Source organism: Pelagibacterium sp. H642, from assembly GCF_031202855.1.
In the GTDB taxonomy this organism is placed as follows: Bacteria; Pseudomonadota; Alphaproteobacteria; order Rhizobiales; family Devosiaceae; genus Pelagibacterium.
Genome location: NZ_CP101829.1, coordinates 1,002,024 through 1,014,712, shown reverse-complemented (window position 1 = coordinate 1,014,712; position 12,689 = coordinate 1,002,024). Strand labels below are relative to the sequence as shown.

Annotated in this window: 11 protein-coding genes and 1 riboswitch; of the genes, 6 read left to right on the top strand and 5 right to left on the bottom strand. The window is 62.7% G+C overall.

The window, feature by feature from the left end:
• Positions 1-573 carry a putative glycolipid-binding domain-containing protein gene (locus NO934_RS05050; protein ID WP_309162693.1) on the top strand — a complete coding sequence of 191 codons (573 nt, stop codon included), beginning with the start codon at positions 1-3 and terminating at the stop codon, positions 571-573.
• Positions 574-882: 309 nt separating this feature from the next.
• Here NO934_RS05050 and NO934_RS05045 read toward each other — a convergent pair whose 3' ends face one another.
• Positions 883-1,755 (bottom strand): MurR/RpiR family transcriptional regulator, encoded by an 873-nt coding sequence (locus NO934_RS05045; protein ID WP_309162692.1) that lies wholly within the window; start codon positions 1,753-1,755, stop codon positions 883-885.
• 261 nt (positions 1,756-2,016) lie between these two features.
• Here NO934_RS05045 and NO934_RS05040 point away from each other — a divergent pair, with 261 nt between their 5' ends.
• The 4 genes from NO934_RS05040 to NO934_RS05025 all read left to right on the top strand — a co-directional run bounded on the left by NO934_RS05040 (position 2,017) and on the right by NO934_RS05025 (position 6,097).
• On the top strand, positions 2,017-2,802 hold the full coding sequence (locus NO934_RS05040) for an ATP-binding cassette domain-containing protein (protein WP_309162691.1): 786 nt from the start codon (positions 2,017-2,019) through the stop codon (positions 2,800-2,802).
• A 12-nt stretch (positions 2,803-2,814) separates the two neighbouring features.
• Complete coding sequence (locus NO934_RS05035; protein ID WP_309162690.1) at positions 2,815-3,798, top strand: ABC transporter permease; 984 nt, start codon at positions 2,815-2,817, stop codon at positions 3,796-3,798.
• 74 nt (positions 3,799-3,872) lie between these two features.
• Complete coding sequence (locus NO934_RS05030; protein WP_309162689.1) at positions 3,873-4,775, top strand: sugar ABC transporter substrate-binding protein; 903 nt, start codon at positions 3,873-3,875, stop codon at positions 4,773-4,775.
• Between the two features lie 209 nt (positions 4,776-4,984).
• Positions 4,985-6,097: a Gfo/Idh/MocA family oxidoreductase gene (locus tag NO934_RS05025; protein WP_309162688.1), complete on the top strand. Its 1,113-nt coding sequence runs from the start codon at positions 4,985-4,987 to the stop codon at positions 6,095-6,097.
• Here the strand turns inward: NO934_RS05025 and NO934_RS05020 are convergent.
• From NO934_RS05020 to NO934_RS05005, 4 genes are all read right to left on the bottom strand, one after another.
• A complete protein-coding gene (locus tag NO934_RS05020) occupies positions 6,094-7,059 on the bottom strand; it encodes a DMT family transporter (protein WP_309162687.1) in 966 nt (321 codons plus the stop codon). The two genes, NO934_RS05025 and NO934_RS05020, sit on opposite strands and share 4 nt — an antisense overlap.
• Before the next feature lie 93 nt (positions 7,060-7,152).
• Positions 7,153-7,300, bottom strand: a riboswitch (FMN riboswitch).
• A gap of 458 nt (positions 7,301-7,758) precedes the next feature.
• Positions 7,759-8,640 carry a hypothetical protein gene (locus NO934_RS05015; RefSeq protein ID WP_309162686.1) on the bottom strand — a complete coding sequence of 294 codons (882 nt, stop codon included), beginning with the start codon at positions 8,638-8,640 and terminating at the stop codon, positions 7,759-7,761.
• On the bottom strand, positions 8,640-9,530 hold the full coding sequence (locus tag NO934_RS05010) for an ABC transporter ATP-binding protein (RefSeq protein WP_309162684.1): 891 nt from the start codon (positions 9,528-9,530) through the stop codon (positions 8,640-8,642). The genes NO934_RS05015 and NO934_RS05010 overlap by 1 nt, the downstream gene beginning before the upstream one ends.
• Complete coding sequence (locus NO934_RS05005; RefSeq protein ID WP_309162683.1) at positions 9,527-9,883, bottom strand: GntR family transcriptional regulator; 357 nt, start codon at positions 9,881-9,883, stop codon at positions 9,527-9,529. Before NO934_RS05005 ends, NO934_RS05010 begins: the two co-directional genes overlap by 4 nt.
• A gap of 119 nt (positions 9,884-10,002) precedes the next feature.
• On the opposite strand from NO934_RS05005, the gene NO934_RS05000 reads away from it, so the two are divergent.
• The gene (locus NO934_RS05000; protein WP_309162682.1) at positions 10,003-11,850 is read left to right on the top strand and encodes a monovalent cation:proton antiporter-2 (CPA2) family protein; all 1,848 of its coding nucleotides are present in this window, start codon (positions 10,003-10,005) and stop codon (positions 11,848-11,850) included.
• The last annotated feature ends 839 nt before the right edge of the window (positions 11,851-12,689 follow it).

Here is a 12,689-nt window from a genome sequence, read left to right as displayed (position 1 = left end):
ATGCAGGCGGCGCCGGAAACCCGGATCCTGTTCTGGCGGCGGACCGATCTCGCCGGCATGGAGCGGCTCGTGCTCGAACACGGCGCTGACGGCATTTCCGTCTCGGGTACGGTGATCTGCGTCGAAGACGGCGGTTTCCGCATCGATCACATCTGGCGCCTGACCCCGGACTGGCACACGCTTTCGCTTCTTGTCGAAAAATCGGACGCCGACGGCATGACGCGCATCGCGCTGGAACGCGCCGGCACCGGCTGGTCCGTCGATGGCGTTCACCGCCCCGATCTGGACGGCGCCGAAGAACCCGACCTCTCGGTCACCCCCCTCTGCAACACGCTCCCCATCCGCAAATTGCTTTCGGGCGCCAAGGACAGCCTCACCCTCGATGTCTCTTACATCGACGCCGCCACCATGGCCGTCCGCCGCTCCCGCCAGCGCTACGACCGCCTCACCCCCACTCGCGTCCACTACACCGATCTGGGCGTCGCCAACGGCTTCGAAGCCGATCTCGACCTGGACGACCAGGGCCTTGTCCTCACCTATGAGGGCCTGTTCGAGCGGGTCGATCCGATCTAGATCCCCTCTGGCTCCAGCCGTTCTTCTTTCGTCGTCCTCGGGCTCGCCCCGGAGACCCGCAACGCTTCCCATACCCCCAACGTCTCCCGCACACCGCGGCAGCCCTGCGGATTGTCGGGTCAAGCCCGACAATGACGAGCGAGAGGGGAGTGCCCGTTTCGGCCTTTGGCTTCACCGTCCGCCCCGCCCTCAACCCGAGGATTGGCCCGGAGCACAGGCGCAGGCCGCTGCCACACGCATCAACCCTCCCCTTCGTCGTCTTCGGGCTTGACCGGAGACCCGCAACGCTTCCGCGTCCGCAGCAGAGGTTTAGGCCCGGGGTCCTCCCCCCTTGCGCCGATCCGCCAGCGCCACCGTCAGCGCCATGGCCAGCGTCATCGTCGCGCTCATCGACCTGAACCCCTCGAAATCGGCCTCGGCGATCTCGAACCACACATCGGCCTGCGAGGCGAGGGGAGAGAATATGGAATCGGTGATCGCCACCACCTTGGCGCCCGCCTCGCGCACCTGCGCGGTCAGCGCCACGGTTTCGCTGGCATAGGGCGTAAAGCTGATGGCGATCGCCACATCGCCTTCGCCGGCAAATCCGGCCTGTTCCGCCGCCAGCCCCGCCACAGCGTTGACCAGAATGGTGCGGATCCCGAGCTTGCCCATGGCATAGGCCATATAGGAGGTCACCGGAAACGAGCGCCGCAGCCCGATCAGATAAACCGTCTGCGCGCCCTCCAGAACGTCCAGCGCCCTTTCGAACACCGCCGGATCGTGCCGGCTGGTCAGCGCCGAGATCGAACGCAGCGAGGCTTCGGCGAACCCTTCGAGGATCATCGAGGCGCGCGGACTTCCTTCCCCATGCTCGCGCAATTGCGCCATGCGCTCGTCATAACCCAGCACGTGGTCGCGCAGCCGCGAGCGGAACACGTCCTGAAGGTCCGAAAACCCCTGATAGCCGAAGGCCTGGGAAAACCGCACAAGCGTCGAGGGCTGCACCTGCGCCTTGGCGGCGATCGAGGCGGCGGTGCCGAACGCCACGTCGTCGGGATTGTTGAGCGCGTATTCGGCCACCTGCGTCAGCCGGCGCGGCAATTCCTCCCAGCGCGCGATCACCTTTTCGCGCAAGGCCGCGAAGTCGCGTGGCGGCATCTCCGCCTGGCTTTGGCTGTCCATCGCTTTCCCGCGCGCCATTCCCGTTTCGTGCCCTTTCTTTATCCCCGCGCCCGCGCCCGCTTCTATACTCGTGGGTGCACTTTCCCCGGCAATTGCACCGCCGGCGCTCAAACGAAATGAAACAGGCGCAAAAACCGCATTTATCCCCGCCATTTCGCACTGATTTTTGCGCCGGATCGCCCGATTGTGTCTTGACGCACTCTGCCTCAAATGGAATAAACATTCCATAATAATAATTTGATGCATCAGTCGTTCTATTTTGATGCGAGGGAGGTGAGCATGGCCGGAGGAGGCGCGGCGCTTCTCGAAGCGCGCGGAATCGCCAAATATTTTGGCGCCATCACCGCGCTGCGCGACGTCAATTTCCACGTCGATCACGGCGAGGTGCTGGGTGTCGTCGGCGACAATGGCGCGGGCAAATCCACGCTGATGAAAATCCTCTCCGGCCTCTACCAGCCCTCCGAGGGTGAGCTGATTTTCGATGGCCGCCCGGTGCGTTTTTCCAGCCCCAAGGACGCCCGCGCCAAGGGTATCGAGATGGTCTATCAGGACTTTGCCCTGGCCGGAAACATGCCCATTTACGAGAACATCTATCTCGGCCGCGAGCCCGGCAGCAAGGTGGGCCCGCTGACCTTCATCGATCACAAGCGCGCCCGCAACATGGCCAAGGACCATCTCGACAATCTTCATATCGAGGTGAAGTCGGTCGACCAGAACACCGAGGATCTTTCCGGCGGCCAGCGCCAGGCTGTCGCCATCGCCCGCGCCACCGCGTTCGATGCCCAGCTCGTCATCATGGACGAGCCCACCGCCGCGCTTGCCATCAAGGAGGTCGGCAAGGTGCTCGACCTCATCAAAAGGCTGAAGGATCATGGCGTTGCGGTGATCATCATCTCCCATCGCATGGACGATATCTTTTACTGCTGCGACCGGGTGATGGCCCTCTATCAGGGCACCAATTTCGCCGAAAGCTCGCTGGGCGACACTTCGCGCAACGAGGTGATCGGCTGGATCATGGGCACCAAGGGCCATACCGAATCCCTCGCCCACGATCGGCTGCACTAGGGGAGAGCGGACGTGCTTTATAATCCCAGGCTCGCGAAATTCCTCGAAACCTACGGCATCGTCCTCGTCGTCATCGTCATGATGGTGCTGATCGCGCTCTCGCGCCCCGAGGTGTTCCTGACGCCCCAGAACCTCACCAACATCTTGAAGCAGAACGCCACTCTGGCGCTGGTCGCCCTGGGCATGTTCGTGGTCATCGTCACCGCCGGCATCGACCTCTCCGTTGGCTCCACCATGGCGCTCTCCATGGTCACCCTCGCCATCGCCAGCCGTGCCGGCCTGCCTTGGCCGGTGGTGCTGATGGTCGGTCCACTGGTCGGCATCGCGGTGGGGCTGGTCAATGGCATAGGGCTCACCTGGCTTAAGCTGCCGCACCCCTTCATCATGACCTTGGGAACGCTGAACGCGGTGCGCGGCATCGCTTATCTCGTGACCGACGGCGCCCCGATTTCCGGGCTCCAGCCAGAGGTGCGCTATCTCGGCCAGGCCTATTATGATCTCGGCATCTTCGCCCCGCCCGCCGGCATTCCGGCCAGCCTGATCCTCGTCGCCGTCTGCGCGATCGGCCTGTGGTTCTTCCTGGAAAAGACCTCCACGGGCCGGCATATCTACGCCATCGGCGGCAACCCCCAGGCGGCGCGGGTTTCCGGCGTCAATGTCAATCGGGTGTTGATCCTGGTTTACGTCATCTCCGGTTTCATGGCCGGCCTGGGCGGCCTGCTGCTCGCCGGCCGCACCGATTCCGGCTTCCCAAATGCCGGGCTGATGCTCGAACTCGACGCCATCGCGGCGGTGATCATCGGCGGAGCCTCGTTCTTCGGTGGCCGCGGCACGGTGATCGGCGTTCTGGCCGGGGTGCTGATCATGGGGCTCTTACGCAACGGGCTCAACATCAACAATGTCAGCTCTTTCTGGCAGATGGTGCTGATCGGGGTAGTCATCATCTTCGCGGTCTGGATCGACGTCGTCCGCCGCCGCGCCGCCGTGCGCAGGTAGGAAAATCCGGCCGTTCCGGTGCTCTCCAGCCGGAACGCACCGCAACTGAAATGGAGAAAAGGGAGGACCATGAAATGAAAGCAGTGCTTCTGGCCGGGATTGCGCTCTCGGTCATGACGGTGGGCGCCAGCGCCCAAACCTATGTTCTGGGCATGAAGGGCCCCGGCGCCGGCAACCCGTTCTGGGCCGCCGTCGAAGCGGGCGCCATGGCGGCTGGCGAGGAGGCCGGGGTCGAAGTAATCGTCGTCGCTCCGCCCCAGGAATCCGATGTTCAGGCCCAGATCACCCAGATCGAAGACCTGATCGCGCAAGGGGTTGATGGTATCGCGCTTGCCCCCACCGACCCCAACGCCCTGGCCCCGGTTGTCGATGCGGCAATCGCCCAGGATATCCCGGTGGTTTTCGTCGATACGCAAGGCATCAATGAAGGGGTCTCCTTCATCGGCACCGACAATCAGGCCGGCGCGGCGCTCGCAGCCCAATATATGTGCGAAAACCTGCCTGAAGGGGCCAATGTGGCGATCCTTCAGGGGCTGATCAGCCAGTCCACCGGCCAGGCTCGGGCCCAGGGGGCTCAGGAAGGGCTCTCGGGCTGTGGCCTCAACATCGTTGCCGAACAGCCCGCCAATTGGGACCGCGCCATGGGCATGTCGGTGGCCGAAACCATCATTACCGGAAATCCCGACATTCAGGGCATCTTCGCATCCAACGACAACATGGCTTTGGGCGCCGTCGAAGCGCTCAAGCAGGCAGCGATGCTCGAAAACGTCATGGTCGTCGGGTTCGACGCCAACCCCGATGCGGCAGCCTCCATCCTGGCTGGCGAGTTGACCGCTTCGGTGGCGCAATCACCCGAGAATATGGGCCGTTTCGCTATCGAGTCGCTGATCGCGCTCTCCAATGGCGAAACCATCGAAGAGTGGATCGATACCGGCACGGTGCTGGTCGACGCCTCCAACGCCGCCGAATACCAGTAGTCCGCAAGCGGTTCCCGATACCCGGCTGTGTGGGATTTTTGCAAATAATAGGATGAATCTTTCGCCTTTTTGTTGCCACGATCTTGCAAGGCGAGCAAAAGGCCGGGTATCTTTAAGACCTTCGCGAGAGCGCGAAGGGCAAGAGCAACCTCCGGCGGCAATATGAGTTTCTCATATTCCGCCGTCTTTTTTTGGGGCTGTTGCATTCCATGACATCACTGGGCGTCGGATTGATCGGCACCGGCTATATGGGCAAGTGCCACGCGCTGGCCTGGAACGCGGTCGCCCCCGTGTTCGGCGATGTCGCCCGGCCACGCCTCGTCCATCTCGCCGAAGCCAATGCCGACCTCGCTGCCCGGCAGGCCCAGGCACTAGGATTCGAGCGCGCCACTGGCGATTGGCGCGACCTGATTGCCGATCCGGAAGTGGATGTGGTTTCGATCACCACGCCCAACGCCTTCCACCCGGAGATGGCCATCGCGGCGTTGCAAGCCGGAAAGCATGTCTGGTGCGAAAAGCCCATGGCGCCGCACTTTGCCGATGCCGAACACATGGCCGAGGCCGCAAAAGCGTCCGGCCGTGTCGCTGTCCTGGGCTACAATTACATCCAGAACCCGCTCATCCGGCACGTTCAGAAACTGCTGGCCGAAGGCGCCATCGGCATCGTCCATTCCGTCCGCGTCGAGATGGACGAGGATTTCATGGCCGATCCGGCGGCGCTCTTTTCCTGGAAAAGCGAGGCAAGTTCGGGCTATGGCGCCCTCGATGATTTCGGCGTCCACCCGCTTTCGATCCTTACGACGCTTTTGGGCCCGGTCGAAAAGGTGATGGCCGATTTCGCCAAGCCCTTCGCCACCAGGCCGACAGCCGACGACAAGCAGCGCGAGGTCGAAACCTTCGACATCGCCAACATCCTCCTGCGTCTTTCGGGCGGCATCGCCGGCGCCATCCAGCTCTCCCGCTCGGCCTGGGGCCGCAAGGGTCGCATCGCGCTGCAGATTTTCGGCTCGGACGGCACCATCGCCTATGACCAGGAGCGCATGAACGAGCTCCAGCTCTTCACTCGCGAGGGCAGGGCGGCTGAACAGGGTTTCCGCACGGTGCTCACCGCCCCGATCCACTCGCCCTACGATAAATTCATCCCCGCGCCCGGCCATGGCCTGGGGTTCAACGATCTCAAGATCATCGAAGCCCGCGAGGTGATGCGCGCCATTTCCGGGGAGCCGGCGCACATCATCGATTTCGAAACGGGCCTCACCATCGAACGCACCGTCCACGCCATGGCCCACAGCCATCGAGACGGACGGTGGGTGAGCCTTTAAGCCATTTGCAACTGCCCCGGCCCGCTCCGCCGTTCGCTCCAGAGAATGAAGCTCGACGCCGCCAGGATCAGCGCCGCCCCCGGCCAGAACGAAACCGCCGGCACCTGCGATAGCACTGCCCATCCCAAGAGCGTATTGAGCGGCAGCTTCAAATCGTCGAACGGCTGTAGATAGGTGGCATCGGCGACCTTATAGGCAAGGCTCAAGCAATACTGCGCGGCCGCCGTCACCAGCCCCAAAAGCGCGATCAGCCCAAGCGCCGCGCCCATCGGCAGCGCGAAGTCGAACCCGGTCGCTAGGCCCGCCGGCAGCGTGCCCGCCGGCAATACCGCAATGGCGATGCCGAGGATCAGCCCGATCAGGAAATGATTGGGCGTAATCAGCACCAGCATATAAAGCGTCAGCGATTCCGGTTCTTCGTCACGGCTGAGATATTTGGTGATCACCGAAACCGTTCCCCAGCACAGCGCCGCGAGCACAGGCAACAGAGAGGCCAGCGTGAATTGCTCGGTCCCGACCTGGGACACCAGCACGGCGCCGATAAAGCCGATAACGGTCGCGCCTAGCCTTTGCGGCGTCAGCCTTTCGCCCAGAAACACCGTGGCGCCGATGAGGATAAAAAACGGCCCCGTCATCGACAGCGCCACCATCTGCCAGACCGGCACGCCCACGGCAAAGCCGAAGGCGAAGAACTGCACGCCGAGTGCCGACAGAAACGCCCGCGCCTCGTGCCAGTAAGGATGCCGCGTGCGCAATCTGGAAAGCCCGATCCGCAGGATTAGCGGTAAGGCAAAGACAGTGGCGATCACATATTGCCAGAACACCACGGCAGTGGAGGGGACGCCCATCTGATAGGTGATGATGGGGGTGAGGATATTGATCGCGGCGAAGGTCAGCCCCGCGCCGAGCATGAACACCGCGCCCAACAGGGGAGCGTGGGTGGAAGAGGAAATCTGGTTCATTGGTCGTCCTTTCCGTAACCAGTTTCCCCAGGGTTACGGGAGACGACGCCACAGGCGCCCGGCCGCAAAGGCAGGCGCGTCATCGGACGTTGGTCCCGTTCTCTCTCATCCGGACTGTGACCGTCGGCTTCGGAATCGCACCGAATCTGCTGACCTTCGCCATCTGGCAAAGCGCTCGCGGGCTTCAGGCAATTCGCCTGTCACCGCCGGTGGGGACTTCCACCCCGCCCTGAGAACGTATCCGTCTCTTCATCGTAAAGAGACGATGGACAATCTAGGACGAAGAAGGCGCGCGATCAAGTGGGCAAAAAGAAAAAGGACTGCCCGATCTCTCGAACAGTCCTTCCATGATACCGTCACACGAGGTGACCTGAACCGCCAGCGTTTCCCTGTGCGTGTCCTTTAGCCGGACCGCCGTGAACCAACCAAGCGGTTCGGAGGGAGGGCTATTTTGCCGAGGGCTGCCTCGTCAAAACCACCTCATACCCAAAGTCACTCCCGCATGCGCGGATCTCACTAGACATTGGATCACCTCCTTTCGCTTGGTTGAAACCGGGACCATCGTGGCCCGAATCTATAAGTCTGGCAACCCGTTTTGGCTCCGTGAGTTCTGCACGATTGTTTGTGTGGGCATGAAAATTTTTCGGATTCTCAAGGGCTTGTTGATGCGCCATACTCTGCGCCGGTTCGAATCGGCGCCTATGCGAGCACGAACCGCCGCCGGTATTCGCTGGCGAAATAGACAAAGATCACCGCCACCGCGACCCCGCCGACAAGCTGCACCCAATCGGTCCCGTTGAGCATCAGCGCCGCCAGCTCGAGCCCGTTCCAGGGCTGGCCGGTCAGCCAATATCCCTCGAAATCGAGTCCGTCGAATTTGAGTTCGAACCGGTCGGCGATAAAGGTCCAGAAGACGCCGTCGACCAGGAAATTGCGCGTCACCACCCTCTCGAACAGCCCGATGACCGCCGGAATGAGGAAGGCCAGGGGAATGGCCCATTTCTTGACCATGGTGCCCAACAGCCCCACCCAGGCGAGGAACGGCAGATACCACAGCAGCGCGATGACGAAGATCACCAGCGCCGAGACCATGACGTTGAGCCAGGCCCCCGCCGTTTCCCCTAGAGAGGGCGGCGCGAAACCGCCCAGGAAGTCGCTGGCCATCACCGTCGGCAGATAGACGATCACCCCGGTCAGGGCGAGGGCGAGCAGGATGAGTGTGGGGAACACCGTTAGCGAGGCCGCGACCTTGGAGGAAAGAATCTTGAGATCGCTCTGGGGCATGGATTTCCAGAACAGCATCGAATTGTTGCGGCTGTCGGCCGCAAACGCATCGGCATAGTAAAAGAACAGCATGATGATCAGGTAGACCAGCCACCCGGCGGCCGACATCGCGAAGCCGGTCTCGTAAAACCGCAGCACGGTGGGCAGGCTTTCGGTAAACTCGCCGCCGAAATCGATGTCGAGCACCGCATAGATGGCGGCGGCCAGCATCACCGCCAGCAGGATGAGCGGCCCATAGACGAAGGCGCCGCGATGCTCGAGATATTCGCGCTTGATAAGGGCGATGGTGGCCTGCATCAGGCGGCTCCCGCATTGTAGGTTTCGCGCTGCATCAGCGCCACGAAAAGGTCCGACAGGCTCGGGGTCGAAACCTGTCCCAGGGGCGCAAGCGTCTCATGGGTCACCCCGTCGAAGATCATTACCGTCTGCCCGAACCGGCTTTCGACGAACACTGGCCCCAGCGCCCGCGCCGCCTCGATCTTTGCCGGATCGGAGATGACGAGCTGGGCGAATTTGGTATTCACCGTCTCCATCTGCATATGCACGATCAATTCGCCATCGCGGATGAACATGATGTCGGAAAGCATGAATTCGATCTCATCCACCTGATGGGTGGTGATCAAAAGCGTGCGCTCCTCGGTCATGTAGTCTTCCAGGAGCCGCCGGTAGAACCGCTTGCGATAGGTGATGTCGAGCCCCAACGTGGGCTCGTCCAGGACCAGAAGCTTGGCGTCGATCGCCATCACCACGGCCAGGTGAAGCTGGGCGATCATGCCCTTGGAGAGGTTCTTGATCTTGGCTTCGGGCTTGATGTCGGTTCCCGAAAGGAAATCGCGCGCCTTGTCCTGCGAGAAATTGGGATGAATGTTGGAAAGCAGCGCGAAAAGCTCGCGCACCCGCAGGAACCGCGGCAGCGAGGCGACATCGGAGATGAACGCCACATTGTTCATCAGCTTGGCGCGGTTGGCGAACGGGTCGAGCCCCAGGACCTCGATCTTGCCCTCGCACTGGGTCAGCCCCAAAAGTGCGTTGAGCGTCGTCGTCTTGCCCGCGCCATTGTGACCGACAAGGCCGTAGATGCGGCCGGCGGGGATGTCGAAATCGAGCCCGTGCAACACTTCGGACTTGCCGAACCGCTTGCGCAAGCCGCGTGCCGAAACGATCGGGTTTTCTGTGGTCGTGGTCATTGGTCGTCCCCGTCCTTGAGCAACATCTCGGCCGATAGGCCAAGCGCGGCGATCCGCGCCGCGATGGCTGGCCAGTCTTCAGTCAGAAACTTTTCCCGCTCATGGGCGAGCAGGGCCGCGCGAGCGCCTTCGGTCACATACATGCCCATGCCACGGCGCTTTTCCACCGTCCCCATATCGACCAGCGACTGGTAGGATTTGGTGACGGTCAAGGGATTGACCGAGAGGTCGGCCGCCACCTGCCGCACCGAGGGTAGGGCATCGCCTTCATTGATGGTGCCATTGAGGATCATCTCGATCATCCTTTGCCGGATTTGCAGAAATATCGGTTGATCGTCGCGCCACTGTGTCATGTGTGCTTCCGTATAGTGTATTAGTTGAGTAATACACCATTTCGCCACTGTCAATCCCCTTGTCCGATTCCGCGCTCTGGCCTAGCGTGTGGCCGGGACACACGCCACGGGGGACCGTCATGGCCGGCGAAGCAGCACACGGATTCGATCTTCTTCCCGTGGTGGCGATCCTGGCCGCCGGTGTCGTCGCGGTGCCGATCTTCAAGCGGATCGGCCTGGGTTCGGTGCTGGGTTATCTCGCTGCCGGACTGGCCATCGGCCCGTTCGGGTTCCGCGTCGTTACCCATCCCGAAACCATCCTGCACACGGCCGAACTGGGCGTCGTGATGTTCCTGTTCGTCATCGGGCTCGAAATGCAGCCACGACGCCTGTGGAGCCTACGCAGCGAGATCTTCGGGCTGGGCGTGCTGCAGGTGGCCACCTGCGCGGCGCTGATAACCGGGGCAGGGGTGCTGCTCGGGCTCGATCCGACCATCGCGCTCATCGCAGGTCTCGGCTTCGTCCTCACCTCAACGGCCATCGTCTTCCAGGTGCTCGAGGAGCGCGGCGAAATCTCCACGCCCCAGGGCCAGAAAATGGTCTCGATCCTGCTGCTCGAGGATCTGGCCATCGTGCCGCTCCTGGCGCTGGTCGCCTTCATCGCGCCGCAGGCCGAAACCATCACACTGGGGCAACGCCTCGCCGATATCGCCATTGCCATTGGCGCGCTGGTTGGGCTGTTCGTGGTCGGCCGGTTCCTGCTCAACCCCCTGTTCCGCATCCTAGCCAATGCCCATGCCCGCGAGGTGATGACGGCGGCCGCGTTGCTGGTGGTTCTCGGCGCCGCGCTCGCCATGGATATCAGCGGGCTCTCCATGGCCATGGGCGCCTTCATGGCCGGCGTGCTGCTTTCGGAATCGACCTTCCGTCATCAGCTCGAAGCCGATATCGAGCCGTTCCGGGGCATCCTTCTGGGCCTGTTCTTCATCGCCGTCGGCATGTCGCTCGATCTAACGGTCATTGCCGAAAACTACGCCTTTATCGCGTTGGCCGTGGTCGCCTATATGGCCGTCAAGTTCGCCGGCATCTACGCCATCGCCCGCATCATGCGGTCCGATCATCGCGAGGCGCTGGAGCGCTCGGTGCTCATGGCCCAGGGGGGTGAATTCGCCTTCGTGCTCTATTCCGCCGCCGCAACGGCCGGCATCCTCGATGCGGAGATGAACGCCATTCTGACGACCACCGTGATCGTCTCGATGGTGCTGACGCCCATCGCCATCATCGCCATGAACAGGGCAATGCCCAAGGAGCGCGTCAGCCTCGATGGCGTCGAGGAGGTCCGCGATGGACTTTCAGGCACCGTGCTCATGATCGGTTTCGGGCGCTTCGCCCAACTGGTGAGCCAGCCGCTGCTGGCCAAGGGCGTGGATGTCACCATCATCGACAGCGACGTCGAGATGATCCAGGCCGCTGCCGATTTCGGCTTCAAGGTTTATTACGGAGACGGCACACGCCCCGACATTCTCCACGCCGCAGGTGCCGGCGCCGCCACGGCCATTCTCGTGTGTATCGACAAGCCCGCCGACGCAACGCGCATCGTCGAGCATGTGAAGGCCGAATACCCCCTCGCCAAGCTCCACGTCCGCGCCTTTGACCGAACCCACGCGCTCGAGCTCGTGCGGCTCGGGGTGGATTATCAAATCCGCGAAACGCTGGAATCGGCGTTGGTGTTCGGCGAGGAAACCCTTGTCGCGCTCGGCGTGGACCGGGAAGAGGCCCAGGAGATCATCGAAGACGTCCGCCTGCGCGACGCCGACCGGTTCGAAATGCAGATCACCGGCGGGCTGATGGCCGGCTCGACCATGTTCCAGCCCAACACCGGCGTCCCCAAGCCCACCCCCCTGACGCGCCCGCGCAAGGAAGGCGCAGCACTCAACCCCGAAGCCGCCGACATCCTGCAACGCGCCGAGGCTGCCGAAGCACAGTAAGGCACCCACGTCGCTCTCGAAACCCCTCCTTCTCGCCCCTTCGCCACCTCCTCTCGGCCTCGACCGAACTTCTCACGCCCTCGGCAGTCGTTCCCCCACCACCGGCAACGCTGCGGATTGCCGAGTCCAACCCGGCAGTGGCGATGGAGAGGGGCGTGCCCCATCAAACTGCTTGTGCCGTCCTCCTTCCATCCCCCCACCCCCACCCTCTGTCGCCCCGGGCTTGACCCGGGGCCAGGTATGCGCGCCGCTCCCGGCTCTTTCTCCCGCCTCCCTTCGTCACCTTCGTCTCTGGATCAAGTCCGAGAACGAAGACGATGGAGAGGCTGGAGACAAGGAACGACGAGATTCTTGCCGTAACGTTCCCCAATCGCCCTTCTCCCCTTGAGGGAGACTTCGAACCGTCCTTTGGTCTATCGTGCCGGTGGCACGATTGGAGGTGAGAAGGCCATGAGAGCTACGCTCGAATGGCAGGCCCCAAAGGGCGAGACGGATGAGGGGTGCGCTGGGCTTCACCAATCACCGCCGGTGGCCGTTGATATGCCGAGCCCCCCTCATCCGACCGCTTCGCGGCCACCTTCTCCCACCAGGGGAGAAGGGTAATGGGGGTAAACACCAACACCGTGCTTGTTATCCCCAACGCTCCCCCAAGAGCCCCCTTCTCCCCTGGTGGGAGAAGGGCTGGGGATGAGGGGGCGCTGAGCTTGCGTCATGGCAAGAGCCGAGAACGGCGCGCATACCTTGCCCCGGGTCAAGCCCGGGGTGACACGGTGGGGGTGAGGCAGGGCGCTGCCCCGTCTCCGATCCTCTCCACGCTCCACCGTCGAGGTCTCCGGCAG